A 26,619-nucleotide genomic window follows, 5' to 3' on the forward strand; every position below is an offset into this window, starting at 1 on the left:
GCTCATGACGGCTCCTTGTGTGCGGTGGATGAGGTGCAGGGGAGAGCGGGACGTCGGCGGTCAGTCCGTAACGACGGCGAGCAGGGTGCCCACCTCGACCTGCTTGCCCGTACGGACCGGCAGCGAGGTGAGGGTGCCGGCCGCCGGTGCGGTGATCCGGTGTTCCATCTTCATGGCCTCCAGCCACAGCAGCGGCTGGCCGGCCTCGACCCGGTCGCCCTCGGTGAGCCCCGGCGCGATGCGGACGACCGTGCCGGGCATGGGCGCGAGCAGCGAGCCCGGTTCCGTACGGTCGGCGGGGTCGGGGAAGCGGGGCAGCGCGGTGAAGGCGTGGGCGCCGAGCGGAGAGTCGACGTACACCCGGTCGCGGTAGCGGGCGACGGTGAACTCCCGTCGCAGTCCGGCCACTTCGAGAACAGCGCGGTCCGGGGCGAGGGCGAGCAGCCGGACGCCGGGGAAGTCCTCGGCCCGCAGCCCGTCCCGGTCCAGCCGGTAGCGGATCTCATGGACGCCGCCCCCCTCGCCCTCGCCGCCCGTACGGGCTCCCGCGGCCTCGTACGCCCTGACCTGCGGCTGGGAGACGACGTTGCGGTAGCCGCCGAAGCGGGAGCGGCCGTGCGCGGCGGTGAGCGCGGCGGCCAGCGCCGAGAGGCCCTCGTGGGCCGCCCGGGTGGCATCCCGGGTGGTGAGTTCGGTGAGGTTGCGGCCGTAGAAGCCGGTGTCGAGGCGGGCGGGGGTGGCGAATTCCGGGTGCCGCAGGGAGCGGACCAGCAGGTCGCGGTTGGTCACCGGGCCGTGGATACGGGCCCGCTCCAGGGCATGGGCGAGCCGGCGGACGGCCTCGGCGCGGGTCGGGGCCCAGGCGATGACCTTGGCGAGCATCGGGTCGTAGTGCATGCCGATGGTGTCGCCGTCGGTGACCCCGGAGTCGAGCCGGACGCCGCCGGGGACGTCCAGCAGGTGCAGGGTGCCGGTCTGCGGCTGCCAGCCGGCCGCCGGGTCCTCGGCGTACAGCCGCGCCTCGACGGCGTGCCCGCTCGGCTCCGGCGGCCCCGCGGGATCCAGCTCCTCGCCCTCGGCGATCCGCAACTGGAGGGCGACCAGGTCGAGTTGGTGGACGGCTTCGGTGACCGGGTGTTCCACCTGGAGGCGGGTGTTCATCTCCAGGAAGTAGGCCCGGCCGTCGGCGGAGACCAGGAATTCGACGGTGCCCGCACCCCGGTAGCCGATGGCGCGGGCCGCCTGGACCGCGGCGTCGTGCAGGGTGGCGCGCAGCGCGTCGGGCAGGGCGGGGGCCGGGGCCTCCTCGATGACCTTCTGGTGACGGCGCTGGAGGGAGCAGTCGCGGGTGCCCAGCGCCCAGACGGTGCCGTGCGCGTCGGCGAGGATCTGCACCTCGACGTGCCGCCCGTCGACGACATACGGCTCGACGAAGACCTCACCGTCCCCGAACGCCGCCGCGGCCTCGGCCCGTGCGGCCGTCAACTCAGCCTCAAGGTCAGCGAGTTGATCCACTCTCCGCATACCGCGGCCGCCGCCGCCGGCCGCCGCCTTGACCAGCAGCGGCAGATCGGCCTCGGTGGCCGCCGCCGGGTCGACGGGTGCCAGCAGCGGCACGCCGGCGTCCGCCATCAGTTCTTTGGCCCGGGTCTTGGACGCCATCGCCTCGATGGCGGCGGGCGGCGGGCCGATCCAGACCAGCCCGGCGTCGGCGACCGCGGCCGCGAAGCCGGCGTTCTCGGAGAGGAAGCCGTAGCCGGGGTGGACGGCGTCCGCACCGGCGTCGAGGGCGGCCTTCACGATCAGGTCGCCCCGCAGATAGGTGTCGGCGGGGGCGTCGCCCGGGAGCCGGACGGCGGCGTCCGCCTCGCGGGCGTGCGGTGCGTCCGCGTCGGCGTCGGAGTGCACGGCGACGGTGGACATGCCCAGCTCACGGCAGGTGCGAAAGACCCGGCGGGCGATTTCGCCGCGGTTGGCGACCAGCACCGAGGAGAGCACGACGGGGGGTACCGAGGGGATCATTCCTGCCTCACATCCGGAAGACGCCGAAGCCGCCGCGGGCGCCCTCGACCGGGGCGGTGTGCACGGCGGACAGGCACAGGCCGAGCACGGTGCGGGTGTCGCGGGGGTCGATGACGCCGTCGTCGTAGAGCCGGCCGGAGAGGAACATCGGCAGCGACTCGGACTCGATCTGCTGCTCGACCATGGCGCGCAGCCCGGCGTCCGCCTCGTCGTCGTAGGGCTGTCCCTTCGCCGCGGCCGAGGCGCGGGCCACGATGGACAGCACACCGGCGAGCTGCTGCGGGCCCATGACGGCGGACTTGGCGCTGGGCCAGGAGAACAGGAACCGCGGGTCGTAGGCGCGCCCGCACATGCCGTAGTGCCCGGCGCCGTACGAGGCGCCCATCAGGACGCTCAGATGCGGCACCTTCGAATTCGAGACCGCGTTGATCATCATCGCGCCGTGCTTGATGATGCCGCCCTGCTCGTACTCCTTGCCGACCATGTAGCCGGTGGTGTTGTGCAGGAACAGCAGCGGGATGTCCCGCTGGTTCGCCAACTGGATGAACTGGGCGGCCTTTTGGGACTCGGCGCTGAAGAGCACGCCCTGCGCGTTGGCGAGGATGCCGACCGGATAGCCGTGCAGCTCCGCCCAGCCGGTCGCCAGGCTGGGGCCGTAGAGCGGCTTGAACTCGTCGAAGTCCGAGCCGTCGACGATCCGGGCGATGACCTCGCGCGGATCGAACGGCGCCTTGAGGTCACCGGGGACGATGCCCAGCAGCTCGTCCTCGTCGTACTTGGGCGGCTCGGCGAGCTGAGGATCGGCGTGCGCCTTACGCCAGTTGAGGCGGGCGACGACCCGGCGGGCCTGGCGCAGCGCGTCCGGTTCGTCGAGCGCGAAGTAGTCGGCGAGACCTGACGTACGGGCGTGCATCTCGGCGCCGCCCAGCGATTCGTCGTCGCTCTCTTCGCCGGTGGCCATCTTCACCAGCGGCGGCCCGCCGAGGAAGACCTTGGCCCGCTCCTTGACCATGATCACGTGGTCGGACATGCCGGGGACGTACGCACCGCCCGCGGTGGAGTTGCCGAAGACCACGGCGACGGTCGGGATACCGGCCGCGGACAGCCGGGTGAGGTCCTTGAACAGCGCCCCGCCCGGAATGAAGATCTCCTTCTGGCTGGGCAGATCCGCACCGCCCGACTCAACGAGCGAGACGACGGGCAGCCGGTTGGCGCAGGCGATCTCGTTGGCGCGCAGCGCCTTCTTCAGCGTCCAGGGATTGCTCGCCCCGCCGCGCACCGTCGGATCGTTGGCGGTGACCAGGCATTCCACGCCCTCGATGACGCCGATGCCGGTGACCAGCGAGGCGCCCACGGTGTAGTCGCTGCCCCAGGCGGCCAGCGGCGACAGCTCCAGGAAGGGGGTGTCGGGGTCCAGCAGCAGTTCGATCCGCTCGCGGGCCGGCAGCTTGCCGCGCCCCCGGTGCCGGGCGAGGTACTTCTCACCACCGCCCGCGACCGCCCTGCCGTGTTCGGCGTCGATCTCCGCCAGCTTCGCGAGCATCGCCGTACGGCGCTCCGCGTATTCGGCGCCCGACGGATCGAGCCCGGTGTTGAGCGTGGTCACAACAAGACCTCCGGTATGTCCATATGGCGCGAACGCAGCCACTCCCCCACGGCCTTGGCCTGCGGATCGAACCGGGCCTGCGCCGCGACACCCTCGCCCAGCAGTCCGTCGACGACGAAGTTCAGCGCCCGCAGATGCGGCAGGAGATGGCGGTCGACGTCCAACTCCGCCACTTCCGGCAGCAGTTCACGGAACCGGTCGACGGTCAGCGCATGGGCCAGCCAGCGCCAGGCCTCGTCCGTACGGGCCCACACCCCGACGTTCGCCGCGCCGCCCTTGTCGCCGCTGCGGGCGCCCACGACCAGGCCGAGCGGAGCGCTGCGGGTGGGCAGCGTGACATCGAGCGGCTCGGGGAGCGCGGGGTCGGCGAGGCGCTCCAACTCCCGGGTCTCTACGGCTGGTTGGATGTCCACCAGGGTGCCATCCGGCAGTACGGCCCGATGCGGCACCTCGGCCGCGTCCACCGCCACCGCCTCGAAGACGCCGTACGGGGCGCCCTTCCCCGGCGGCGCGGTGACATGGAAGCCGGGGTAGCTGGCCAGCGCCAGCTCGACCGCGGCGCCGCTGACCGTCCGCCCCACCACGTCCTGGTCGGCGTCCCGCACCACCAGCCGCAGCAGCGCGCTCGCCTCCTCCTGGACGTCGGCGTCGTCCCGGTCGGTGCGAGCCAGCGTCCACCGCACCTCGGCCGGGCGGCACCCGGCGGCCTCGAAGGCGGCCTCCATCTGGTCCCTGACCAGCTCGGCCTTGAGGTCCACGTCCAGGCCGGTGAGCACGAACGTGACCTCGTTGCGCCAGCCGCCCAGCCGGGTCAGCCCGGTCTTGAGCGTCGGCGGCGGCGCCTCGCCGCGCACCGGCGCGATACGGACCCGGTCCGGCCCCTCCTCCGCCAGGCGCACACTGTCGAGCCGTGCCGTCACCTCCGGTCCGGCGTACCGCGCGCCGGACGTCTCGTACAGCAGCTGGGCGGTGACCGTGCCGACCGTGACCGCGCCGCCGGTGCCCGGGTGTTTGGTGATCACCGAGCTGCCGTCGGCGGCGATCTCGGCGAGCGGGAAGCCGGGGCGCAGGGTGTCGTGCGCCCCGAAGAAGCTGTAGTTGCCGCCGGTGGCCTGGGTGCCGCACTCCAGGACATGCCCGGCGACGACCGCGCCGGCGAGCCGGTCCAGATCGTCCGGCCGCCAGCCGAAGTGGGCCGCCGCGACCCCGCTGACCAGCGCCGCGTCGGTGACCCGTCCGGTCACCACCACCTCCGCGCCGGCCCGTAGGCACGCAGCGATCCCGCCGCCGCCCAGGTAGGCGTTGGCGGTCAGCACTCCGTCGCCCCACCCGCCGCGCGCCAGCAGATCGTCACCGGTCACGTGCGCCACCCGCACCGGGACCCCGACCTTGTCGGCCAACTCCCTGATGGCGTCGGCGAGTCCGGCCGGGTTGAGTCCGCCCGCGTTGGTGACGATCCGCACCCCGCGCTCCGCGGCCTCCCCCAGGCCCTCCTCCAGTTGGCGCAGAAAGGTCCTGGCATAGCCGCGCCCGGGGTCCTTCAGCCGGTCCCGGCCCAGGATCAGCATGGTCAGCTCGGCGAGATAGTCGCCGGTCAGCACGTCCAGCGGGCCGCCGGTGAGCATCTCGCGCAGCGCGTCGAAGCGGTCGCCGTAGAAGCCGGAGGCGTTGCCGATGCGCAGCACGTCCGGCCGCGCGGCACTCACGCGCCGCCGCCGGCGACCCGCCCGGCACCCGCGCCGCCCGGCTCCCGCCCCTTCCCCGGCGGGCCGGCGAACGCCTGCGCGATCCCCAGCCAGCGCTCCGCCTCGGCCCCTTCGGCGCGCACGGACGGCAGATCGTCGCGGTGCGCCCGCTGCGTCACCAGCAGACAGAATTCCCGCGCTTCGCCGGTGACCCGCTGGGGCGCGTCCGCCGGCCCGTACACCCATTCCGTGCCGTCCGGAGCGCGCAGTTCCACCCGGAACTCGGCTTCCGGGGAAGTGAGGTGATGTGCCGCGTAGGAGAAGTCACGGGCCCGCACGCCGATCCGGGCGATGTGCCGCAGCCGGGCGGTGGGCTCCCGCGTCACCCCCAGCGCATCGGCGACGTCCTGCCCGTGCGCCCAGGTCTCCATCAGCCGCCCGGTCGCCATCGACGCGACACTCATCGGCGGACCGAACCACGGCAGCTTCTCCCCGGCCGGCCGGGCGGCGAGCACCAGGAACAGCGCCTGGCGGCCCGCCCGCCAGCCCGCCAGGAGTTCGGCGGGCGCCGCCTGGGCGCCGGCCTCGGCCCCCTCGTCGACAAAGGTCAACGGCGAGGCGAGGGCGTCCTGCGCCGCGCGCACGAAGCCGTCCGGGTCGGTGGCCGAGAGCAGCGCCTGCCGGTCGGTCCAGGCCAGATGCGCGATCTGGTGGGCGACGGTCCATCCGTCGGCGGGCGTCGGATCGGCCCACCGCTCGTCCGGGAGCCCACCGACCAGGGCGTCCAGCTCCTCGCTCTCGTCCCTGAGATCCGCCAGTACGGCGCCGGGATCGGACACGCGACACTCCCCTCATCGGACCGACTGCCGCTGGGGCAGGGCACGTTGGCATGCGTCGACGGCCACCGCGCGGGGCGGTGACCGTACGGGTGCGGTGTGGTGCGGGTGCGCCCCGAGCCTGGCAGCGCCGACAGAAACAATCAAGCACGCCTGCATGATCTTCTCCCCCGGGGCCGCCCGGGGGAGCGGCATCAGAAAGGGGCGGCGCCCCGCGCACGCCGCCCCTCATCCATCTGCCCCGGGCCCACCCGTCCCGGGCACACACCTCAGCCGTGCGACCCCGACCCCGCGCTGCGCACCGCGCCCACGCTGGCGACGACGACCAGGCCGATGGCCAGGATCTCGGCCCAGCCCAGGGCCTGGTGCAGGACGAGGAATCCGGCGGTGGCCGCCGCGGCCGGCTCCAGGCTCATCATGACGGCGAAGCCGGAGGCCGGGAGCTTGCGCAGGGCGAGGAGTTCCAGGGTGTAGGGCAGCACCGAGGACATCAGGGCGACGGCGGCGCCGAGCCCCAGGGTGACCGGATTCAGCAGGGCGCCGCCGGCACTGGCGATGCCGAGCGGCAGGCTCAGCAGCGCGGCGACGGTCATCGCCAGCGCGAGCCCGTCCGCCTGCGGGAACCGCTGGCCCGTACGCGCGGAGAGCAGGATGTACGCGGCCCACAGCGCACCGGCCGCCAGCGCGAAGCCCGCACCGGCGACGTTCAGTCCGTCGAAGCCCTCGCGCCCCAGCAGCACCACGCCACCGAGCGCCAGCGCCGCCCACACCAGGCTCAGCACCCGCCGCGACGTCGCCACCGAAAGGATCAGCGGCCCGAGGAACTCCAGGGTGACCGCGGCGCCCAGGGGGATGCGGTCGATGGCCTGGTAGAAGAGGGAGTTCATACCGGCCAGGGCGACGCCGAAGGCGAGCACCGTGGCCCAGTCACCGCGGGAGTGGCCGCGCAGCTTGGGACGGCAGACGAGCAGCAGCACCAGCGAGGCGGCGACCAGCCGCAGCGTGACCACGCCCAGCGCACCGGCCCGCGGGAAGAGCAGCACCGCCACCGACGAGCCGAACTGCAGTGAGACGATGCCGCCGATCACCAGCGCGACCGACCCGAGCCGCCCGCGCGCCCCGGCCGACCCGCCTCCCCGCGCGGCCTCGGCCTCGGCCGTCATCACCTCGGGCGAGGCCGGTACGGGCTGGGGTATCCCCGCGTCGGCGGACGGGTCCGCGGGGGACGCGGCGGTGGCGCCGGCCGTCGGGGCGGCGGGTGCGGAACTGGCCGAAATCGGGCCATCGGAGTTGGCAGGCGAAGGGTTCACATCCCCACGCTAAGACCCGGCCTTCCGGTCCGTGAAATGCCGTTTCCCCTGTTGTTATGCTCCGCACGCATGAGCATCGAGCTGCGTCATTTCCGCTGCTTTCTCGCCATCGCCGACACCCTCAGCGTCACCCGCGCCGCCGAGCGCCTGCATCTGACCCAGCCGGCCGTCTCCCGCACCCTGCGCCAGCTGGAGCAGGAGCTGGGCGTCCGGCTCGTCGACCGCTCCACCCATCACCTGGCCCTCACCCCCGACGGGCTCACCTTCCGCGATCAGGCCACCATCGCGGTGACCGCCTTCGACCGGGCGCTCGCCCACGGCCACCGCGGCACCTGGCCGCTGCGACTGGGCCACGCCTGGTCGGCGGCCGGCCGCTTCACCACGGACCTGCTCCGCCGCTGGCACGAGGAACACCCCGAGACGCCCCTCGAACTCCTGCGGGTCGACGACCGTACGGCCGGCCTGGCCCGTGGCGATGTCGACGCGGCCCTGCTGCGCGGCGAGGTACGCGCCCCGGGTCTGCTCACCGAGCAGCTCACCACCGAACCGCGGGTGGCGGGCCTGCCGGCCGACGACCCGCTCGCCGGGCGCGAAACGCTCACCCTCGCCGAACTCTCGGACCGCACCATCGCGCTGAACACCGTCTCCGGCACCACCACGCTCGACCTCTGGCCGCACACGGACCGGCCGGTCACCACGATCACGATCGGCAACACCGACGACTGGCTGGCCGCGATCACCGGCGGCCGGGCGGTGGGCGTCACCACCTCCGCGACCGCCGGTATGCACCCGCACCCGGCGATGGCGTACATCCCGCTGACCGACGCCCCGGCCGTCCCCGTGGTGCTCGCCTGGCGCGACGGCCCCGGCCACCCGCGCATCCCGGACCTGATCGCCTTGGCGCACGAGGTCATCAGGTGAATCGAACACGGGGAGCCCGACGAGGAAATTCGCGCCGCTCACCCGCATTCCGCACACCCACCCGACCTCCTTCGGCAAGGAGGCAGGACCGGGCGCGAAGGGCCTCACGCACTCGTTTTAGATTCTCATACCACTTGAACCATGGCCAAAGGTCGAGTCGGATTCCTTTCCGGCGCGAATTCTCAGAACAGGCCCTCTGACCTGCGGAGTTATCTATTCCGTGAATAGTGGGAGCGCCCCCGCACAAACGGAGTTCCCGCGTCCCGTTGACAGACAATTCCGCACTCATGAAAGTAGACCTGGAAAACGGCCCACCCGGGACCGAAAGAATGCGGAGTGGGCGTCAACAACAGGGGGAAATGCTTTATGCGCAATCTTCGATTCACCGCCAAGAAGGCGGCGGCGACCACCGCCGCACTCCTCGGCGGCGCACTGCTGTCGATCGGCGCGGGCGCCGCTCCCGCGCAGGCACAGGCGCACACCGCCGCCGCGTCCCACGGATGCCCTTCCGGGTACGTCTGCCTCTACCCGAACGGCAGCTGGAACGGCGACCGGCCCATCTACAAGTGGACCACCTACGGCGCCCACAACATCAGCGGCCAGTACGGCACCAAGCGGTTCTTCAACAACCAGACCGGTGGCGCCATCGCCCGCAACTGCACCGGCTCCAACGGCACCGGCTGCCAGGGGGCCCAGCGCGCCGGCACGTACGCCGACTACAACTACACGCCTTACAACTCGGTTCTCCTCGCCCGTAGTTGAGGCACAGGTGAGGCGCCGGCTCCCGGTGGGGGCCGGCGCCTCGTCGTTGCCCGGAGGCCGACGCCTCACTGCCCGCCGGCCGGCTCCTCCCCGAGCGCCTCCGCCAGCACCTCGGCCAGATGCCTGCCCGGACGGTCGCCGAGCTGGGCGAGCTGGGTGCGGCAGGAGAAGCCGTCGGCGAGGACCTCGGCATCGGCGGGTGAACTCCGTACGGACGGCAGCAGCTGCTCCTCGGCGCAGGCCACGGACACGTCGTAGTGGCCGTCCTCGAAGCCGAAGTTCCCGGCCAGGCCGCAGCAGCCTCCGCTCAACTCCCCTGTCATACCCGCCCGTTCGCGCAGTCGCCGGTCCGCCGCGTCACCGAGGACGGCGTGCTGGTGGCAGTGCGTCTGGCCGACGACCGGGCGGTCGACGCGCGGTGGCTGCCAGTCCGGCGCCCGCTCCTCCAGGACTTCTGCGAACGTCCGGACGGACGCGGCGAGTTGAGCGGCCCTCGGGTCGTCGGGCAGCAGTTCCGGGAGGTCGGTGCGGAGGGTGGCGGCGCAGCTCGGCTCCAGGACGACGAGCGGCAGACCGAGCGACTTCTCCATCCGGTCCAGGGTACGGCGCATCACCTTGCGTGCGCCGTCGAGCTGCCCGGTGGACACCCACGTCAGCCCGCAGCACACGCCGGGTCCGGGCATCGCGACCTGCTGCCCGGCGGCCTCCAGCACCCGCACCGCGGCCTGTCCGACGGACGGGGAGAGGTAGGTGGTGAAGGTGTCGGGCCAGAGGGTGACGACCCTGCCGTTGGGGAAGACCTGCGCCTTCCCGGCCGTACGGTCCCGCACCCGCTTGGCGAACCACCGGGTGAACGGCTCCGTCGCCAGGTGCGGGATCTCCCGCTCCGGCGCGATGCCGCCGAGCCGCTTGCCGAGCGCGCCGAGGGGAGTGCGCGCGAGAGCGTTGAGCAGGGGCGCGGCCGGGGCGGCCGCGCGCAGCCACTGCGGGAGCCGGCCCATGGCGTAGTGGGAGGCGGGGCGCAGCCGGCCCTTGTAGTGGTGGTGCAGGAATTCCGCTTTGTAGGTGGCCATGTCGACGCCGACCGGGCAGTCGCTGCGGCAGCCCTTGCAGGACAGGCACAGGTCGAGGGCGTCGCGCACCTCTTCGGAGCGCCAGCCGTCGGTGATCACGTCACCGGCGAGCATCTCGTGCAGCAGCCGGGCGCGCCCGCGGGTCGAGTGCTGCTCCTCGCCGGTGGCGCGGAAGGAGGGGCACATGACGTCCGGCGAGGCCGAACCGGTCGCGGGGTTGCGGCATTTGGCGACGCCCACGCAGCGCCGTACGGCCGCGGAGAAGTCGCCGTTGTCGTGCGGGTAGACGAATTCCACCGGGACGGGCTGCCGGGGCAGGACGTCGAAGCGCAGGTTCTCGTCGAGCCGTGCGGGCCGTACCAGCATGCCGGGGTTCAGACCGGCGGCCGGGTCCCAGAGGTCCTTGAACTTGCCGAAGAGGCCGACGAGTTCGGGTCCGTACATCTTCGGCAGGAGTTCGGCGCGGGCCTGCCCGTCGCCGTGCTCACCGGAGAGCGAGCCGCCGTGTGCCACGACCAACTCACCGAGGTCGTAGGAGAATTCACGGAACCGCCGGATGCCTGCCGGGGTCAGCAGGTCGAAGTCGATCCGGACGTGGATGCAGCCGTCGCCGAAGTGGCCGTAGGGCGTGCCGCGCAGCCCGTGTTCGCCGAGCAGCGCGCGGAAGTCGCGCAGATACGGGCCGAGGCGGGCGGGCGGCACCGCGCAGTCCTCCCAGCCGGGCCAGGCCTCGCTGCCGTCCGGCATCCGCGTCGCCGTACCGGAGGCGTCCTCCCGCACCCGCCACAGGGCGCGCTGCCCGGCCGGGTCGGTGACGACGGTGTGGTCGGTGGAACCGTCGGCCGCCGCGGCCCGGCACAGCGCCTCGGCCTTCGCCGCGGCCTCGCTCCGGCTCGTGCCGCCCATCTCCACGAACAGCCAGGCGCCGCCCTTGGGCAGCCCGGCCGCGCTGCCCACCAGGTCGGCGGCCATCCCCTCGACGGTCATCGGGCCGTGCGGCAGCAGGGTGTGCGCGGCCTCGGCCGCCGCGCTCTCGTCGGGGTAGCCGAGCACCGCGAGCGCCCGCGCCGCGGGTGTCCGCACGAGACGTACGGTCGCCTCGGTCAGCACCCCGAGGGTGCCCTCGCTGCCGGTGAGCGCCCGCGCCAGGTCCGTGCCGCGCTCGGGCAGCAGCGTGTCCAGCGCATAGCCGGAGATCCGCCGCGGCAGGTCGGGGTAGCCGGTGCGCAGCAGCGCCAACTCTCCGTCCACCAGGGCCTTGACGCCGTCCCGCAGCCGCGGCGGCAGTCCGGTGGGCGCCCCGCCGGCGTCCGTGCCGCGCCCGGCCCGCACCGGCTCGCCGCCGTACGTCAGCAGCTCCAGTTCGTGCACGCTGTCGGCGGTGGTGCCCCAGGCCACGGAGTGCGAGCCGCAGGAGTTGTTGCCGATCATGCCGCCGAGGGTGCAGCGGCTGTGGGTGGACGGGTCGGGGCCGAAGGTCAGGCCATGGGTGCCGGCCGCCGCCCGCAGCTCGTCCAGCACCACGCCGGGCTGGACGACGGCGGTACGGGCCTCGGGGTCCAGTGACACGATGCGCCGCATGTGCCGGGTGAAGTCCAGCACCACGCCCACGCCGGTGGCCTGCCCCGCGATGCTCGTCCCGGCGCCGCGCGGCACCACCGGCACGCCGTGCTCGCGGCACACCCGCAGCGCCGCCGCGACATCGTCCGCGTCGTGCGGCGCGACCACGGCTCTGGGTACCCGCCGGTAATTGGACGCGTCCATCGTCATCAGTGCCCGGTCGGCCGCGGTGAACGAGACCTCCCCCCGCACCGCGGCCGTCAACTCCTTCTCCAGGTCCCGCTTCTCCATCTCCGTGCGATCAGCCATGCCCCCAGCCTGCCCACTCAGACGCAGTCATGGCCCCCGGCACGACTGATGGATGTCCACAGATGTCGCACGTGGTCTCCCACGACGACGGCCCCCGATCACAGGGATCACGGGGGCCGGACGCGTTGTGGCTGGTGGCGGCGCGGGTCAGACGGAGATCAAGCGGAGAACTGCCCGCCCTTGACGGCCGAAACGAAGGAGGCCCACCCACCGGCGGGGAAGACCAGCGCCGGGCCGCTCGGGTCCTTGCTGTCACGGACGGGGACGAGGCCGTGGGGGCGGGTCAGGGAGCGGGAGAACTCGACGCATTGGCCGCCGTCGCCATCGCTGTAGGACGACTTGACCCACTCATATCTGGCGAGATCGCAGTCAGCGCTCATGATCTGTACTCCTTCATCAGGGACTTGATGAGGGCCAGCGATTCACCGGGAGACAACGCGTGCGCCCTCAGCCGATCGTAGCTGTCGAGGTGCAACGCAGTTGTCGCGGACGAGTCATACACCTTGCCGCCTTGCGGACCATCGGCATAAAGCACAGTCGGAGACTTCTCGAAGGTCAGCAAGGTGAACGGCCTCGTATGCGCCCCCGGGGCTCCTGCGGAGAACGGCAGCACTTGGAGGTCGATATGCGGTGAGGCAGCGGCCGTGAGCAGGTAGCCAAGCTGTCCTGCCATGATTTCAGCGTCGCCTACGACCGTTCGCAGACACGCCTCATGAAGGATGACCCACAGGAGCGGGGGATCATCCAGCTCGAAGAGCTCACGACGGCGCAAGCGGGCGGCAACCCTGCCTTCGATCAGGGCCGCGTCTTCACGGGGGTGCGATGCTCGGAACACCGCCTGCGCGTAGGCCTCCGTCTGGAGGATGCCCATCACGAGACTCGCCGAGTAGTCCAGTATCCGCGAGGCCTTCCGCTCCAGGTTGAGGTACGGAAAGAACCAACTCGGGTGGTCCCCCTCCTCGATCCTCCGCAACAACCCCGCAAATAACTCGCCTGTCCCAAACACGGTGTCGCAGCCCTTCGCGAATTTCGGGCTGGGCCTGGGCAGCAGCGTCCCGGACTCGACCTTGCTGACGTAGCCATTGGTGTAGCCCGTGGCCCTGCCCAGATGCTTCTGAGTCAGCTTGCGGGCCAGACGCACCTGTCTCACGTCACGGCCGAAGCGCTGGAGCGGATTCAAGTGCTCGGGTGGGGTCGTCTCGTCCAACGCTTTGACCTCTCGTCATGTGAGCGTACGGCGACATCGCGGCAGGTCACGAGGTTGAACACTGCCGGTTCAATCACCTCGATTCTATTGCCCGTTGCGTTGTCGCCGTGACCGAATGACTACCTCCGGTCACCGGAGAAGACCCTCGGAGGCAGACGACATGGCTGACACAACAGAGACCGCGCGACTCCTGCCGTGGACGAGCCCGGACGGCAAACCGTGCCTGCTTGTGGGTGACGGCACCGGCTACGTATCCCGCATCGCCGACACCATGGAGGAGGCGCAGCTCTGTCTGGCCGCCGAACTCATCGAGGAAGCGTGGCGCGTTCTGGGTGAGCGCACCTGGACCTCCGGTGAACTCCACTTACTGGCAGTCCAGTTGACCGAGTCGCTCGCCGACGTGCACCGGGTCGCCGAGAGCCAGGGCGCGCGCCTGCCCCACCCCGACGACGAGGGCGACGGCGGCCCACAGCTTCCCGCGGAGGCTTTCGGGTGACGTCATCACCCACCGGGGGCGGAGCGGCCACCATCGCGCCGTCCGTGCGGACCGTGCCGGCCACGGCCTTCGCTCCGGCTCGGGAAGGCTCGCCGGGGCGGTCGTCGCGTTTGTGGAGCGGGAGCGGGGTTGGATGGGCGCAGTGCATCCGACGCGGTGGAGGGGCGAGCCTTCCCGGTCGGTGTGCTAGTCGGACGACCCGCCCGCGAGCGGATGGAACCGGAACAGGTTCTCGGGGTCGTGCGCGGCCTTGACCCGGTCCAGCCTCCGGCGCAGCGCGCCGCCGTGCACACTGCGCGCCACCTCCGCCGCGTCCGCCCGTTCCCCGTGCGCGCCGAACAGGAAGTTCACGCTGCGGCCCAGCCACCACGGCGCGACGGCCGCGAGCGCCTTGGCGTGCACCTCGCGTGCGGTCTCCAGGTCCGCGCCCTGCAGGGGCGAGAGCAGCCGCAGCGCGAAGCGGGCGTCGCGGTGGCCGACCGAGCCGGTGGCGGACGGGGCGGCGAGCGCACCGCCCAGGTGGTTGAGCTGGACCACGCACATCACCGGCGCCGCCGGGCCGGCCAGCGCGGCCACCTGCCGCAGCGCGTCCGCGTCCAGGCCGCTGAGCAGGGCGTTGTCGCCGTTATAGGCGTGCGGGTCGCTCGGGTCCTGGTGGATGGTGGGCGACTCGGCGTACGGCATCTCGCGCAGGTCGTCGCCGACCCGGGGGCCGACCGCCCGCAGCGGCGCCACCAGCCGCTCGCCCTCCTCGGCGCCGCCCGTGTACGCGATCCGGATCTGCGCGAGATGGCGGCCGCGCAGCGACTCCGGCAGCTGCGGGATGTCGGGGTAGGCGATCAGCGCGAGGGACGACGTCAGGGTGTCGGGGACGGTTTCGGTCCAGCGCAGATACGCCGCGAGCGCCTCGTCGATCCGGTCCTCGCCGAACACCAGCTGCCCTCCGTACAGCCGCGCCACCGGCACCAGGCCGAACTCCATCGCGGTCACCACACCGAGACCGTGCCCGCCGCCGAGCAGCGCGCCGAACAGCCCGGGGTCGCGCGCGGCGGTGACGTGCCGCTGCCGGCCGTCGGCGGTGACGAGGTCGACGGAACGGACCAGGTCGGCGGCGAAGCCGAAGGTCCGGGCCAGGATGCCCACGCCGCCGCCGAGGGTGTACGAAATGACGCCGACGCCCGGCGAGGAGCCGTTGAGCGGGGCGAGGCCGTGCGGCGCCGCCGCCTCGACGACCTGGCCCCAGACGGCGCCCGCCTCGGCCCTCGCGAGGCCCGCCGCCGCGTCCACCCGCACCCCGGCCATCCGCCGGGTGCTGATCAGCAACCCGCCGTCGGTGGCCGCGGACAGCCCGTGCCCGGTCGCCTGGACCGCGACCGGCAGGCCCTGCGCGCCCGCGAAGCCGACGGCGGCGGCCACATCGGCGGCGCTCCGGGCCCCGACGATGACGGCCGGCCGGTGCCGGTACGCCACCTGGAAGCCGGAGCGCTCCCCGTCGTAGCCCTCGTCACCGGGGACGAGGACGGGGCCTCCGACGCGGCGGGTGAGGGCGGCGAGCGCACCGGCGGCGAGCTCGGGGCCGGCGGCTCGGCCGGTGTGGCGGTGGTGCTCGTTGATCTCCATGCCGCGCACTCTGCCCCGATAAGTTGACAGCTGCCGTCATGTATAAAACGGCCGTCGCGGATAGCTTTCGGCTGTGAAGTCCGACCGTCTCCTCGCCATCCTGCTGCTGCTCCAGACCCGCGGCCGGGTCCCCGCCGGTGAACTGGCAGAGCGGCTGGAGGTCTCGCGCCGCACCGTCTACCGCGACATCGAGTCACTGTCGGCCGCCGGCGTCCCGGTCTACGCCGAACGCGGCCGGCACGGCGGCATCGCGCTGCTGCCCGGCTTCCGTACGGACGTGACGGGGATGACCACCGACGAGGCCCGCGCCCTGTTCATCCTGGCCGCGCAGGGCGCGCACACCGCCCTGGGACTCGACGACGCGCTGGGCTCCGCACTGCGCAAGGTGATGGCGGCGCTGCCCGCCCCGCACCGGCCGGCCGCGGAGCAGGCGGGCCGCCGCATCCTCGTCGACCCCGACCGCTGGATGGCCCGCCCCCCGTCCGACGACGCCCCGGTGGCGGACCTCGGCACCCTGCACACCGCGGTCTTCGCCGATCTCCGGCTGCGGATCCGCTACCGCCACAGCGGCGAGACCCGGCTGCGGACGTACACCGTCGATCCCTACGGGCTCGTGATGAAGGCCGGCATCTGGTACCTCATCGCGGACCGGCGCGGCAAGCCGCAGCTCTTCCGCGCCGACCGGATCGCGGCGGCGGCCGTCACCGACGTCCCGGTGCGGCGGCGCGCGGGCGTGGAGCCGGCCGAGGTGTGGCAGCTGCTGCGGCGCGATGTGGAGCGGCGCCCCGACGGGGTGCGGGTGCGTGCCCGGATCCACCAGGACCGGCTGGACCTGGCCCTGCGCATCCTCGGCCCGGCGCTGACCGGCCCGCCGGTGACGGCCGACGAGCCGCCCGCCGCCGGCTGGACCACCGTCGAGCTGGCGTATCCGGTCCTCCGCGCCGTCCGCCAGCTGCTCCAGTTCGGCGACTTTGTGGAGGTGCTCGACCCTCCGGAGGCCCGCCGGGTGCTGGCCGACGCCGCGGCGGACGTCAGCGCCCTCTATGCCGCCGACGGCACCGGCCGGGGCCCGTCCGGCTGACTTCGGGCGGCGGAGGCGGCCGCCGGGGGCGTCTCATGGACGGTGCGGGCGCCATCTCATCCGGTGGACGCACTGCCGGAGGCCCGGCCGCGACGGATTAGGCTTCCCCCGTGGCTGATATCCAGATTCCCGCTGACATCAAGCCCGCCGACGGACGCTTCGGCGCGGGCCCCTCCAAGGTGCGTACGGAGGCGCTCGGCGCCCTCGCCGCCACCGGTACCTCCCTTCTCGGCACGTCCCACCGCCAGGCGCCGGTCAAGAACCTGGTCGGCAAGGTGCGCGACGGCGTGCGCGACCTGTTCCAGCTCCCCGAGGGCTACGAGGTCGTCCTCGGCAACGGCGGCTCCACCGCCTTCTGGGACATCGCGACCCACGGCCTGATCGAGCGCAAGTCCCAGCACCTGTCCTTCGGTGAGTTCTCCTCGAAGTTCGCCAAGGCCGCGAAGCTCGCGCCCTGGCTCAAGGAGCCCACGGTCATCTCCTCCGACCCGGGCACCCACCCGGATCCGAAGGCGGAGAAGGGCGTGGACGTCTACGCCTTCACCCACAACGAGACCTCGACGGGCGTCGCGGCCCCGATCCGGCGCGTCGAGGGCGCCGACCCCGGCTCCCTGGTGCTGGTCGACGCCACCTCCGGCGCCGGCGGCCTGCCGGTGGACATCGCCGAGACCGACGTCTACTACTTCGCCCCGCAGAAGTCCTTCGCCTCCGACGGCGGCCTGTGGCTGGCGGCCTTCTCCCCGGCCGCCCTGGAGCGCGCCAAGAGCATCCACGAGTCCGGCCGGCACATCCCGGAGTTCTTCTCGCTGCCCACCGCGATCGACAACTCCCTCAAGAACCAGACGTACAACACCCCGGCCCTCTCCACCCTCTTCCTGCTCAACGAGCAGCTGGAGTGGCTCAACGGCCAGGGCGGCCTGGACTGGGCGGTCCGCCGCACCGCCACCTCCGCCCGCACCCTGTACGGCTGGGCCGAGGACTCCAAGTACGCCACCCCCTTCGTCACCGACCCCGCGAAGCGCTCGCAGGTCATCGGCACGATCGACTTCGACGACGAGATCGACGCGACCGCCGTCGCCAAGGCACTGCGCGCCAACGGCATCGTCGACACCGAGCCCTACCGCAAGCTCGGCCGCAACCAGCTGCGCGTCGCGATGTTCCCGGCGATCGACCCGGCGGACGTCGAGGCCCTGACGGCCTGCATCGACCACGTCATCGAGAAGCTCTGAGGCAGGCCGCGCCGGCGCTCCCGGCATCGGCACCACACAGGCCCCGGCGGGCGACCGCCGGGGCCTGTGCCGTCTCCCGCTGCCGCTCGCTCCCCCGCCACGGGGTCCGTGCCACCAGGTCCGCGCCGCCGCGCCCGCACGCCCGAACGGACGCGCCACCGGGTGACGAACCGGGCGGTATATGCCTGTATGGAAGGCATGACGATTCCCCCGATCCCCGGCCTCGCCCCCTTCGTACGCCAGGGGGCGATCCTGCTCACGACGTACAAACGGGACGGCACCGGCGTCGGCACACCGATCAACATCGCGGTCGACGGCGATCACGCCTACATCCGGACGTACGGCACCGCCTGGAAGGCGAAGCGGATGCGGAACTTCCCGGAGGTGGAGATCTGCCCCTCGACGTGGCGCGGCAAGCCGACCGGGACCACCGTCAAGGCGCGGGCCCGGCTGCTCGATCCGCAGACCCGCGAGTACCGCCGGGCCGAGCGGTCGCTGACCCGTAAGTACCCGCTGATCCACGGGCTGTTCGTGCCGCTGGCGCACCGCCTGAAGCGGGACCGGACGCTGCACTACGAACTGCGGCTCATCGAGGGAGCGGGCCCCGCCGCGGACACGGAGGCGGACGGCACCCCCTAGGGCAGGCACGCTCCCAGGGTCCGTCCGGGCGGCTACCGGCGGCGGAACAGCCTGCGGAGCGCGACGACCAGGACCGTCCCCGCGATGAAGACCAGCGCGCCCTTGACGAACGCCGGGTCCAGGTCCGGACTCCCCTTGCCCGTATCGCCGTTGGCGCCGGAGTCCTGGTCCCCGCCCTCCTTCGCCGACTCCGGCAGCTGGTCGCCGCTCAGACCCACCGGCTTGACCTCGCTGTGGTCGCCCTCCGAGCCGTACATCAGCGTCCGGCCGTCGGGAGTGAAGGTGACCGATTCGCCCTGCTGCTGGATCGGTACGCCCACGCTGCCGATGTCGTCCTTCGGCTTGTCGTGCTGCCAGCGGTACATCCGGGCCCCGAAGTAGCTGCGCATCACCAGCCGGGTGCCGTCCGGGGAGAACGCGCCGTCCGTGACCCACACATCGATCGGCCCGACCTTGCGGAAGACATTGGTGCCGGACGTACTGAGCCGCCGCGGGCCCGCGAAGAGCGCGCCGCCGCCGTCCTGCTTCTTGCTGGCGATGTAGACCCGGCCGGTCTTGGGATGCACCATCAGCGCCTCCGCGTCCCGCGCGCCCTCGGCGTACTTCACGTCGAACTGGGTGGCGGTGACGGTGGCGTCGCGCAGCTGCTTCGGTTCGGGGAAGCGGTAGATCCATACGTGGTCCCACGTGCCGCCGAGGTTGTCGCCGATGTCACCGACGTAGATGTCGCCGTCCGGGCCGATCGAGATCGCCTCGACATCGCGCGGCGCACCGATGCCGCGCAGTGTGATCCGGGCGACGGTGCGACCCGTCCTGCCGTCGACGGCGTAGAGGTAGGGGCCGTCGTCACTGTCGTTGTGGGTCCAGTAGATGCCCGGGTGCGCCCGGCTGGCGGCCAGACCGCTGGACTCGGTGATCCGGGAATCGCCGATGGTGAAGCTGTCGGGCTCGTCGGCCACGGCCGGAGTGGCCACCGCACACAGCAGGATCCCCGCGGCACCGGCCGCGTACAGAAGCGAACGCATGGGCACAGACTGCCATCCCCGCGCGCCCGGCGTGCCGGGGTGTCCAGCGTCACGTACCGGGCGGTAGGGGTTGTCGGCCATCATGGCCGGATGAGGATCATGTTCGTCGGTGACTCGATGACCATTGGACACACCGGCGACTACACGTGGCGCTACCGCATGTGGCAGCACCTGAACGCGACTTCGGGTGCCCCCTGCCGCATCGTCGGACCGCGCGACGCGCTCCATGACACCCTCGCGGACGCCCCCACCTCGCACGACTACGGCGATCCGGACTTCCCCGCGCCGGCCCGCCGGCATCTGGCCGGCTGGGGCGAGGGCTGGCTGCACATGGTGCCGCTGATCGGTGACGCCGTACGCCGCCACCGCGCCGACACCCTGCTGGTCTCGCTCGGCCTGATCGACCTCGGCTTCTACACGAACGCCGGGCAGACCGCGGAGAACGTCCGGCGCTTCGTGGCCGGCGCCCGGGAGGCCGACCCGCGCATACGGGCCGTGCTGATGCCCGTCATACCCAACGTGCGGGCCGCGGCGGACGCCGCGTTCGGCGCGGAGTGCGAGCGCTTCAACGCACTCCTGGCCAAGACCGTCGCGGACCTCTCCACGCCCGCCTCCCCGTTGCTGCTGGCCTCCGAGCCGGCCGGATGGCGGATCGACGACGCGACATACGACGGGACGCACCCCTCACCGGCCGGGGAGCACCTTCTCGCGGGCGCGTTCGCCGAGGCGATGCATCAGGCGTGGGGCGTGGGCGGCCGGTACGCGGCACCCGACGGGACACGCGGGCCGGAGGCGAGCGCGGACGAGGCGGCCTACGGGGTCCCGGCCGCCGCCCACTGAAAACGGCGCCCCGGCCACCGCCCCTCCCGCGCTGACGGCCCTTCGGGTGCGCCGGCCCGGACCGGGCGGCGCGACCGTGGCAGCAGAGGCACCCGCGGGCGACGCACCGCGCCCGGCCTTGATTCGAGCGCACTCCAAGGCGTTGGCTGAGTGGCATGAAGTACACGCAGCTCGGACGCACCGGACTCAAGGTCAGCCGACTCGTCCTCGGGACAATGAACTTCGGGCCCCAGACGAGCGAGGCCGACAGCCACAGCATCATGGACGCCGCACTCGGCGCGGGCGTCAACTTCTTCGACACCGCGAACGTCTACGGATGGGACGAGAACAAGGGCCGCACGGAAGAGATCCTCGGCTCGTGGTTCGCCAAGGGCGGCGACCGGCGCGACAAGACCGTGCTGGCCACCAAGGTCTACGCCAACATGGCCACTGACGGCGGGCCGCCCTGGCCCAACCACGACAAGCTCTCGGCGCTCAACATCCGCCGCGCGGTCGACGCCAGCCTGAAGCGGCTGCGCACCGACCACATCGATCTCTACCAGTTCCACCACGTCGACCGGGACACCCCCTGGGACGAGATCTGGCAGGCCGTGGACGTCCTCGTCCAGCAGGGCAAGATCCTCTACGCCGGTTCCTCCAACCACGCCGGCTGGCACATCGCCCGCGCCAACGAGACGGCCGCGCGCCGCGGTTCGCTGGGCCTGGTCAGCGAGCAGTGCCTCTACAACCTCGCCGAGCGGCGCGCCGAGATGGAGGTCATCCCGGCCGCCGAGGGCTACGGCCTGGGCGTCATCCCCTGGTCGCCGCTGCAGGGCGGGCTGCTCGGCGGCGCCCTCCGCAAGGAGCGGGAGGGCGGCGGCGGGCGTTCGGCCTCCGGGCGGGCCGCCGACGCGCTGGCCGATCCGACGACCCGTGCGCAGATCCAGGCGTACGAGGACCTGCTCGACAAGCACGGTCTGGAGCCGGGCGAGGCGGCGCTGGCCTGGCTGCTCACCCGGCGCGGGGTGACCGGGCCGATCGTCGGCCCGCGCACCACCGATCAGCTCGCCTCCGCGCTGCGCGCCGTCGAGGTGGAGCTGCCGACGGAGCTGCTGGCCTCTCTGGACGAGATCTTTCCGGGGCCGGGGCCCGCGCCGGAGGCATTCGCCTGGTGAGCCCTCCGGCGCCCGTCCGTACCCGGTCGGGCGCCGGACGCCGGGCCCCGCACACGGTCAGCGCAGGGCGGCCGCCACGACCACGACGATGAGCAGCACGGCGAGAAGACCGGACATGATCCGGTTACGGGTTTTGGGGTCCACCCCTTGAGGGTACCGGGCCGTATCCGAACGTTTCAGCGACCGGGTGGCGGGCCGTTCAGTGACCGCCGGCCGCCCCGTGTCCCAGGGGCCAGGCCGCCACCGTCTCGTACCGCGGCTGCTTGCCCGCGACGCCCACCACCGGCGGGTGGCTGCGGACCAACGCCAGCTCGCCGACCGTCCAGGGCGTGCCCGCGAAACCGTCCAGCGCGGCGACGAACGGGGCGATGTCCAGGTCGCCGGTGCGGTTCCGGGCCAGGGTGAGGTGCGGGGTGTACGCGCGATGCTCGTCCATCGGCACCCCGGCCCGGCGGCCCGCGGCCGCCGCCGAGTCCGCCAGCTTGCGCATGTCCGCCAGACCGCCCTCGGCACCCGCCCACACCACCCGGTCCGCGAACCGCCCGCCGCGCACGATCCGCAGCTCGTACGGGGAGCGCCGGTGCGCCGCCCGCGCCAGCCGCTCGTGCAGGTCGGGAAGGACCGCGTCGGGCACCTCGCCGTAGAAGGCGAGCGTGAAGTGCCATCCTTCGCGGCCGGTCCAGCGCAGCCGGTCCGCGCCCGGGATGTCCTTCAACTGCACTACCTCATCGGCCAGTTCATCGGCAGCGGGGGCGGGCGGCAGGACCGCGGCGAAGAGTCTCATGGGCACAGTCTCACCCGGCGGCCGGGAACGGCAGCGCCCCGGCGCCCTTCGCGGGGACACCGGGGCGCGTGCGGCGCACCGACGCAGGGGGCCGTCTCAGGCCGCGGCCGCCAGATGCTTCCCGCCCTCCGCCGTCGCGCCGACCCGCGGGACGAACGCCACGTGGCGGTGTCCGCGGCGCAGATCTATCTTCAGCCGCAGACCGCCGGCGCGGGCGAGGATCAGCCCGATGATCACCGCGGCCGCCGCCGAGATCACACCGCCCGCCAGGAAGCCGATCCGGGCTCCCCAGGCGTCGGTGATCCAGCCGACGAGCGGGGCGCCGAGCGGCGTACCGCCCATGAAGACCATCATGAACAGGCTCATGACCCGGCCGCGCATCAGCGGATCGGTGGCCAGCTGCACGCTGGAGTTCGCGGTGACATTGACCGTGAGGCCGACCACGCCGATCGGGACGAGCAGCACCGCGAAGATCCAGAACGACGGAGCCAGCGCGGCCGTGATCTCCAGCGCGCCGAACAGCATCGCCGCACCGACCAGCAGCCGCAGCCGGGAGGTCGCCCGGCGTGCGGCGAGCAGCGCGCCGATCAGCGAGCCGGCCGCCATGAGGCCGTTGAAGAAGGCGTAGGTGCCGGCGCCCTCGTGGAAGACCTTGTAGACGAACGCGGTCAGCCAGATGGGGAAGTTGAAGCCGAAGGTGCCGATGAATCCGACCAGCACGATCGTCCAGATCAGGTCGGGGCGCCCCGAGACGTACCGCAGGCCCTCCCGCAACTGGCCCTTGCTGCGCGGGACCCGGTCGACCTTGTGCAGCTCGGAGGTGCGCATCATCAGCAGTCCGGCGAGGGGCGCGATGAACGAGAGGCCGTTGAGCAGGAACGCCCAGCCGCTGCCGAAGGCGGTGATCAGCACACCGGCGACGGCGGGGCCGATCAGGCGCGCGGACTGGAAGTTGGCGGAGTTGAGGCTGACGGCGTTGCGCAGATCGTCCTGGCCGACCATCTCGGAGACGAACGCCTGCCGGGACGGGTTGTCGAGGACGGTGACCAGGCCGAGGGCGAAGGCCACCAAGTAGACGTGCCAGACCTGCACATGGCCGCTGAGGGTGAGCACGGCGAGGGCCAGGCCGGTGAGCCCCATGGCGGACTGGGTGATGAGCAGCAGCGTGCGCTTGGGGAACCGGTCGGCGATGACACCGCCGTAGAGCCCGAAGAGCAGCATCGGCAGGAATTGCAGCGCGGTGGTGACGCCGACGGCGGCGGAGGAGCCACCGGTCAGGCTGAGCACCAGCCAGTCCTGGGCGATGCGCTGCATCCAGGTGCCCGTGTTGGACACCATCTGGCCGGTGGCGAAGAGTCGGTAGTTACGGATTCTCAGCGAACTGAACATGCCCTGGCGCGGTGTGGCGGCGGGGCCGGCGGCGACACCCGGGGCGGAGCCCGTGGTGGTCGCGGTCGCGTCGTCGGAGACCGTGTCTTCTCGGGAGTTCGGTGCGGGGGCGGAGTCTGCTCCGGATCCCGTACTCAAAGTGGGTTCGCCTCCTTGGCCTGGGGGTTTTTACAGCTGTGCGAGTTTCTCCAGCACGGGCGCGGCGGCCCGGACCTTGGCCCACTCGTCCTCGTCCAGCCCGGAGGCCAGCTCGGCGAGCCAGGCGTTGCGCTTGCGACGGCTCTCTTCGAGCATCGCTTCGGCCTGTTCCGTCTGCGTGACGACCTTCTGGCGGCGGTCGTCGGGGTGCGGCTCCAGCCGGACCAGTCCCTTTGCTTCCAACATGGCCACGATGCGCGTCATCGACGGCGGCTGCACGTGCTCCTTGCGGGCCAGCTCGCCCGGGGTGGCGTGGCCGCACCGGGCGAGGGTGCCGAGCACCGACATCTCGGTGGGGCTCAGCGACTCGTCGACCCGCTGGTGCTTGAGTCGGCGGGACAGGCGCATCACGGCGGATCGCAGAGCGTTCACGGCGGCAGCGTTGTCGCCGCGGGACAGTTCCGGCATGTTCGTTAGCATAACTCATTACCTTTTCTAAGGAAAGCCATGGGAAGGGACCCTCCTCGGATCACCCATACGAGTGAGGACGCAGCGAAAAGTGACGCGCCTGACCGGGTCGTACGGGGACCGTGTCCGTATGGGATCGAGAGTGCTCAGCCTGCGCGTCGACGGGGAGCTGCTGGAGCGCATTCGGCAGCACGCCGAAAAACGCGGAATGAGCGTCCAGGACTATGTGGTCCGGACGCTCATCCGCGATGACTTCGATGAACGCTTCAAGACGTCGGTCGACGAGACCGAACGGCTGGGGGTCTGGGGGTGACCCGGGCTACTTCGTCCCGAGCAGCTGCTCGATCGGGTTGAGCAGGAAGTAGACGAGGAAGCAGAGCCCGACGACGTCCAGCAGCCACGGGATCTGCTTGAAGCGGCCGGTCGCCGTGCGCAGCAGGATGAAGGCGAGCACGCCGATGCCGATGCCGTTGGTGATGCTGTAGGTGAACGGCATCGAGATCATCGTCAGGAAGGCCGGAATGCCGACGGTGGGGTCGGCCCAGTCGATGTCCTTGACGTTCGCGGCCATGATCAGGAAGCCGACGACGAGCAGCGCGGGCGTCGCCGCCTGCGAGGGCACGACGGTCGCCAGCGGCGTGAAGACCAGCGCGAGCAGGAAGAGACCGCCGGTCACGATGTTCGCCAGCCCGGTACGCGCCCCCTCGCCGACGCCCGCCGTGGACTCCACGAAGCAGGTGTTGGCGGAGGCGGAGCCGACGCCGCCGGCCGCGACCGCGATGCCGTCCACCATCAGGATCCGGCCCATGCCCGGCAGGTTGCCGTTCTTGTCGGTCAGCCCGGCCTCCTCGCCGACGCCGATGATGGTGCCCATCGCGTCGAAGAACCCGGAGAGCAGGACCGTGAAGACGAACAGGCAGCCGGTCAGGACGCCGACTTCCTTGAACCCTCCGAAGAGGCTGATCTGGCCGATCAGGCCGAAGTCCGGGGCGCCCACGATCTGGTCCGGGACGTTCGGGACGGCGAGGCCCCAGGCGGCGTCCGGGATGGTGGCGATCGCGTTGAGGATGATCGCGACGACGGCCATGACGACCATGCCGATCAGGATCGCGCCCTTGGTCCGGCGCACGATCAGCATGAACATCAGCACCAGGCCGATGACGAAGACCAGCACCGGCCAGCCCTGGAGCTGACCGCCCTGACCCAGGCTCATCGGCACGGTGGTGTGCGCCGCGTCCGGATTACGGGTCACGAAGCCCGCGTCGACCAGGCCGATCAGCGAGATGAACATGCCGATGCCGATCGCGATGGCCCGCCGCAGCCCGTTCGGGATCGCGTCCATCACCCGCTGCCGCAGACCCGAGGCGACCAGGATCATCAGCACCAGACCGGCGAGCACGACCATGCCCATCGCGTCCGGCCAGCTCATCTTGGGGGCGAGCTGGAGGGAGACGACGGCATTGATGCCGAGGCCGGCGGCGATGGCGATCGGGACGTTGCCGATGACGCCCATCAGGACGGTGCTCAGACCGGCCATCAGCGCGGTGGCGGTGACCAGCTGGGCGTTGTCGAGCTGGTGGCCGAACTTGTCGGTGCCGGCGCCGAGGATGATCGGGTTCAGCACGATGATGTAGGCCATCGCGAAGAACGTCGCCAGACCGCCGCGCAGTTCGCGGCCGACCGTCGACCCGCGCTCGGAGATCTTGAAGAAACGGTCGAAGCCGTTCTTCGGGGGCTGGTCACCTGGGCTCTTGAGCGGATCGACCGAAGGGGTGGTCGAGGAGGACATGCGGGACCTCAGTCGTACGGGCCTGGGAGGCGCGGGGGCCCGAGGGCCCGGAACACGAACGTGGAACATGGATAACCGGATCAGCTTGGATGAAGCAACGATCCGATCCGGTCAGATCCAGAAAGGTTCAGTATGAATAAACAATCCGTTGATCGCTATCTCCGCGCGTAGACCCTGCCGCGGGGCCGCAACGGAGGGGCTCCGCCCGCCGCAAGCCACCCGCGCGACCCCTGCCCGCAGCCCCCGCATCCCCTCCCCCGGGCTCCCCGTAAGCTGAGCGCCATGTGGAAGAAGTCCGAACTGCGCGACGCCCCGGCGCCCCTCGAAGGTCCCGTCGTCGGCACGATCGTCGGCGGCACCATCCTCTGGTTCGCGCTCTTCATCGGCCAGGTCCCCTTCTACAGCTGGTACGCCGACCGCGATCTGACGTGGTGGGTGTGGACCTGCCTGGCCGGCGGCGGCCTCGGCCTGCTCGGCATCTGGTACGTCCGCAAGCGCGACGCGGCGATCAAGCGCGCGGCGGCGGACGGCCCCTCGGCGGAGGACGGCTCACCGGCAGCGGGCGGCCCGTCAGAGGGCGCGCCCGGGAACCCGGCCTGACCGACCGGCCGTTGCCCTCACCCCCGTCGCGACCCTGATCGGACCCCGACCCGCACCCTGATACAAACCCCGACAC

24 protein-coding genes are annotated in these 26,619 nt (G+C 72.0%); 10 read left to right on the forward strand and 14 right to left on the reverse strand.

What is annotated here, in order from left to right; translation table 11 throughout:
* Positions 1-60: 60 nt before the first annotated feature.
* From ACIRQ7_RS04710 to ACIRQ7_RS04730, 5 genes are all read right to left on the reverse strand, one after another.
* The gene (locus ACIRQ7_RS04710) at positions 61-2,022 is read right to left on the reverse strand and encodes an acetyl/propionyl/methylcrotonyl-CoA carboxylase subunit alpha (protein WP_404259818.1); all 1,962 of its coding nucleotides are present in this window, start codon (positions 2,020-2,022) and stop codon (positions 61-63) included.
* Between the two features lie 7 nt (positions 2,023-2,029).
* Positions 2,030-3,628 (reverse strand): acyl-CoA carboxylase subunit beta, encoded by a 1,599-nt coding sequence (locus ACIRQ7_RS04715; protein ID WP_404259819.1) that lies wholly within the window; start codon positions 3,626-3,628, stop codon positions 2,030-2,032.
* Positions 3,625-5,334, reverse strand: a complete 1,710-nt coding sequence (locus tag ACIRQ7_RS04720) for an acyclic terpene utilization AtuA family protein (protein ID WP_404259820.1) — start codon at positions 5,332-5,334, stop codon at positions 3,625-3,627. The genes ACIRQ7_RS04715 and ACIRQ7_RS04720 overlap by 4 nt, the downstream gene beginning before the upstream one ends.
* The gene (locus ACIRQ7_RS04725) at positions 5,331-6,152 is read right to left on the reverse strand and encodes a TIGR03084 family metal-binding protein (RefSeq protein ID WP_404259822.1); all 822 of its coding nucleotides are present in this window, start codon (positions 6,150-6,152) and stop codon (positions 5,331-5,333) included. Before ACIRQ7_RS04725 ends, ACIRQ7_RS04720 begins: the two co-directional genes overlap by 4 nt.
* Before the next feature lie 266 nt (positions 6,153-6,418).
* The gene (locus ACIRQ7_RS04730) at positions 6,419-7,312 is read right to left on the reverse strand and encodes an EamA family transporter (protein WP_404260120.1); all 894 of its coding nucleotides are present in this window, start codon (positions 7,310-7,312) and stop codon (positions 6,419-6,421) included.
* 216 nt (positions 7,313-7,528) lie between these two features.
* Between ACIRQ7_RS04730 and ACIRQ7_RS04735 the strand changes: the two genes are divergently transcribed.
* Together ACIRQ7_RS04735 and ACIRQ7_RS04740 are read left to right on the forward strand one after the other, a co-directional pair.
* Positions 7,529-8,380 (forward strand): LysR family transcriptional regulator, encoded by an 852-nt coding sequence (locus ACIRQ7_RS04735; protein WP_404259823.1) that lies wholly within the window; start codon positions 7,529-7,531, stop codon positions 8,378-8,380.
* A gap of 366 nt (positions 8,381-8,746) precedes the next feature.
* Positions 8,747-9,142, forward strand: a complete 396-nt coding sequence (locus ACIRQ7_RS04740; RefSeq protein WP_401461729.1) for a hypothetical protein — start codon at positions 8,747-8,749, stop codon at positions 9,140-9,142.
* Positions 9,143-9,207: 65 nt separating this feature from the next.
* On the opposite strand, the gene ACIRQ7_RS04745 is transcribed toward ACIRQ7_RS04740, so the two are convergent.
* From ACIRQ7_RS04745 to ACIRQ7_RS04755, 3 genes are all read right to left on the reverse strand, one after another.
* The gene (locus ACIRQ7_RS04745) at positions 9,208-12,084 is read right to left on the reverse strand and encodes an FAD-binding and (Fe-S)-binding domain-containing protein (protein WP_404259825.1); all 2,877 of its coding nucleotides are present in this window, start codon (positions 12,082-12,084) and stop codon (positions 9,208-9,210) included.
* Positions 12,085-12,242: 158 nt separating this feature from the next.
* Complete coding sequence (locus ACIRQ7_RS04750; protein WP_401461723.1) at positions 12,243-12,464, reverse strand: DUF397 domain-containing protein; 222 nt, start codon at positions 12,462-12,464, stop codon at positions 12,243-12,245.
* Entirely contained in the window at positions 12,461-13,291 is an 831-nt protein-coding gene (locus tag ACIRQ7_RS04755; RefSeq protein ID WP_404259827.1) for a helix-turn-helix domain-containing protein, read from the reverse strand. The genes ACIRQ7_RS04750 and ACIRQ7_RS04755 overlap by 4 nt, the downstream gene beginning before the upstream one ends.
* A 160-nt stretch (positions 13,292-13,451) precedes the next feature.
* Here ACIRQ7_RS04755 and ACIRQ7_RS04760 point away from each other — a divergent pair, with 160 nt between their 5' ends.
* Positions 13,452-13,787, forward strand: coding sequence for a hypothetical protein (locus ACIRQ7_RS04760; protein WP_404259828.1), 336 nt, complete (start codon positions 13,452-13,454; stop codon positions 13,785-13,787).
* A 186-nt stretch (positions 13,788-13,973) separates the two neighbouring features.
* Here ACIRQ7_RS04760 and ACIRQ7_RS04765 read toward each other — a convergent pair whose 3' ends face one another.
* Positions 13,974-15,407 carry an FAD-binding oxidoreductase gene (locus tag ACIRQ7_RS04765; protein WP_404259830.1) on the reverse strand — a complete coding sequence of 478 codons (1,434 nt, stop codon included), beginning with the start codon at positions 15,405-15,407 and terminating at the stop codon, positions 13,974-13,976.
* 73 nt (positions 15,408-15,480) lie between these two features.
* Here ACIRQ7_RS04765 and ACIRQ7_RS04770 point away from each other — a divergent pair, with 73 nt between their 5' ends.
* From ACIRQ7_RS04770 to ACIRQ7_RS04780, 3 genes are all read left to right on the forward strand, one after another.
* Positions 15,481-16,488 carry a helix-turn-helix transcriptional regulator gene (locus ACIRQ7_RS04770; RefSeq protein ID WP_404259832.1) on the forward strand — a complete coding sequence of 336 codons (1,008 nt, stop codon included), beginning with the start codon at positions 15,481-15,483 and terminating at the stop codon, positions 16,486-16,488.
* A gap of 110 nt (positions 16,489-16,598) precedes the next feature.
* Positions 16,599-17,717 (forward strand): phosphoserine transaminase, encoded by a 1,119-nt coding sequence (serC, locus tag ACIRQ7_RS04775; protein ID WP_404259834.1) that lies wholly within the window; start codon positions 16,599-16,601, stop codon positions 17,715-17,717.
* Positions 17,718-17,915: 198 nt separating this feature from the next.
* Positions 17,916-18,356 (forward strand): PPOX class F420-dependent oxidoreductase, encoded by a 441-nt coding sequence (locus ACIRQ7_RS04780; protein ID WP_404259836.1) that lies wholly within the window; start codon positions 17,916-17,918, stop codon positions 18,354-18,356.
* Positions 18,357-18,388: 32 nt separating this feature from the next.
* Here ACIRQ7_RS04780 and ACIRQ7_RS04785 read toward each other — a convergent pair whose 3' ends face one another.
* Positions 18,389-19,381, reverse strand: a complete 993-nt coding sequence (locus ACIRQ7_RS04785) for a hypothetical protein (protein WP_404259837.1) — start codon at positions 19,379-19,381, stop codon at positions 18,389-18,391.
* A 90-nt stretch (positions 19,382-19,471) separates the two neighbouring features.
* On the opposite strand from ACIRQ7_RS04785, the gene ACIRQ7_RS04790 reads away from it, so the two are divergent.
* On the forward strand, positions 19,472-20,221 hold the full coding sequence (locus tag ACIRQ7_RS04790; RefSeq protein ID WP_404259838.1) for a GDSL-type esterase/lipase family protein: 750 nt from the start codon (positions 19,472-19,474) through the stop codon (positions 20,219-20,221).
* A 155-nt stretch (positions 20,222-20,376) separates the two neighbouring features.
* Positions 20,377-21,375 carry an aldo/keto reductase gene (locus tag ACIRQ7_RS04795; protein ID WP_404259840.1) on the forward strand — a complete coding sequence of 333 codons (999 nt, stop codon included), beginning with the start codon at positions 20,377-20,379 and terminating at the stop codon, positions 21,373-21,375.
* A gap of 199 nt (positions 21,376-21,574) precedes the next feature.
* Here the strand turns inward: ACIRQ7_RS04795 and thpR are convergent, their stop codons facing one another.
* From thpR to ACIRQ7_RS04810, 3 genes are all read right to left on the reverse strand, one after another.
* Positions 21,575-22,159, reverse strand: coding sequence for an RNA 2',3'-cyclic phosphodiesterase (gene thpR / locus ACIRQ7_RS04800; RefSeq protein ID WP_404259841.1), 585 nt, complete (start codon positions 22,157-22,159; stop codon positions 21,575-21,577).
* 96 nt (positions 22,160-22,255) lie between these two features.
* Positions 22,256-23,686, reverse strand: a complete 1,431-nt coding sequence (locus ACIRQ7_RS04805; RefSeq protein ID WP_404259843.1) for an MFS transporter — start codon at positions 23,684-23,686, stop codon at positions 22,256-22,258.
* Between the two features lie 30 nt (positions 23,687-23,716).
* Entirely contained in the window at positions 23,717-24,154 is a 438-nt protein-coding gene (locus tag ACIRQ7_RS04810) for a MarR family winged helix-turn-helix transcriptional regulator (protein WP_401461694.1), read from the reverse strand.
* Between the two features lie 130 nt (positions 24,155-24,284).
* Between ACIRQ7_RS04810 and ACIRQ7_RS04815 the strand changes: the two genes are divergently transcribed.
* Positions 24,285-24,467: a hypothetical protein gene (locus tag ACIRQ7_RS04815; RefSeq protein WP_401461693.1), complete on the forward strand. Its 183-nt coding sequence runs from the start codon at positions 24,285-24,287 to the stop codon at positions 24,465-24,467.
* A gap of 6 nt (positions 24,468-24,473) precedes the next feature.
* On the opposite strand, the gene ACIRQ7_RS04820 is transcribed toward ACIRQ7_RS04815, so the two are convergent.
* A complete protein-coding gene (locus ACIRQ7_RS04820) occupies positions 24,474-25,943 on the reverse strand; it encodes an NCS2 family permease (protein WP_404259844.1) in 1,470 nt (489 codons plus the stop codon).
* Positions 25,944-26,225: 282 nt separating this feature from the next.
* Between ACIRQ7_RS04820 and ACIRQ7_RS04825 the strand changes: the two genes are divergently transcribed.
* Complete coding sequence (locus tag ACIRQ7_RS04825; RefSeq protein WP_401461689.1) at positions 26,226-26,543, forward strand: DUF2530 domain-containing protein; 318 nt, start codon at positions 26,226-26,228, stop codon at positions 26,541-26,543.
* Positions 26,544-26,619 lie beyond the last annotated feature (76 nt).

The organism is Streptomyces sp. NPDC101393 (genome assembly GCF_044767385.1).
Classification (GTDB): domain Bacteria; phylum Actinomycetota; class Actinomycetes; order Streptomycetales; family Streptomycetaceae; genus Streptomyces.

Bases quoted from the DNA above. Each gene is read 5' to 3' on its own strand.
- ACIRQ7_RS04780 (WP_404259836.1), top strand. From the start codon at position 17,916: ATGACGATTCCCCCGATCCCCGGCCTCGCCCCCTTCGTACGCCAGGGG.
- thpR (WP_404259841.1), bottom strand. From the start codon at position 22,159: ATGAGACTCTTCGCCGCGGTCCTGCCGCCCGCCCCCGCTGCCGATGAA.
- ACIRQ7_RS04810 (WP_401461694.1), bottom strand. From the start codon at position 24,154: ATGCCGGAACTGTCCCGCGGCGACAACGCTGCCGCCGTGAACGCTCTG.
- ACIRQ7_RS04765 (WP_404259830.1), bottom strand. From the start codon at position 15,407: ATGGAGATCAACGAGCACCACCGCCACACCGGCCGAGCCGCCGGCCCC.
- ACIRQ7_RS04790 (WP_404259838.1), top strand. From the start codon at position 19,472: ATGAGGATCATGTTCGTCGGTGACTCGATGACCATTGGACACACCGGC.
- ACIRQ7_RS04785 (WP_404259837.1), bottom strand. From the start codon at position 19,381: ATGCGTTCGCTTCTGTACGCGGCCGGTGCCGCGGGGATCCTGCTGTGT.
- ACIRQ7_RS04745 (WP_404259825.1), bottom strand. From the start codon at position 12,084: ATGGCTGATCGCACGGAGATGGAGAAGCGGGACCTGGAGAAGGAGTTG.
- ACIRQ7_RS04825 (WP_401461689.1), top strand. From the start codon at position 26,226: ATGTGGAAGAAGTCCGAACTGCGCGACGCCCCGGCGCCCCTCGAAGGT.
- ACIRQ7_RS04795 (WP_404259840.1), top strand. From the start codon at position 20,377: ATGAAGTACACGCAGCTCGGACGCACCGGACTCAAGGTCAGCCGACTC.
- ACIRQ7_RS04820 (WP_404259844.1), bottom strand. From the start codon at position 25,943: ATGTCCTCCTCGACCACCCCTTCGGTCGATCCGCTCAAGAGCCCAGGT.
- ACIRQ7_RS04710 (WP_404259818.1), bottom strand. From the start codon at position 2,022: ATGATCCCCTCGGTACCCCCCGTCGTGCTCTCCTCGGTGCTGGTCGCC.
- ACIRQ7_RS04815 (WP_401461693.1), top strand. From the start codon at position 24,285: ATGGGATCGAGAGTGCTCAGCCTGCGCGTCGACGGGGAGCTGCTGGAG.
- ACIRQ7_RS04735 (WP_404259823.1), top strand. From the start codon at position 7,529: ATGAGCATCGAGCTGCGTCATTTCCGCTGCTTTCTCGCCATCGCCGAC.
- ACIRQ7_RS04730 (WP_404260120.1), bottom strand. From the start codon at position 7,312: ATGACGGCCGAGGCCGAGGCCGCGCGGGGAGGCGGGTCGGCCGGGGCG.
- ACIRQ7_RS04750 (WP_401461723.1), bottom strand. From the start codon at position 12,464: ATGAGCGCTGACTGCGATCTCGCCAGATATGAGTGGGTCAAGTCGTCC.
- ACIRQ7_RS04760 (WP_404259828.1), top strand. From the start codon at position 13,452: ATGGCTGACACAACAGAGACCGCGCGACTCCTGCCGTGGACGAGCCCG.
- ACIRQ7_RS04740 (WP_401461729.1), top strand. From the start codon at position 8,747: ATGCGCAATCTTCGATTCACCGCCAAGAAGGCGGCGGCGACCACCGCC.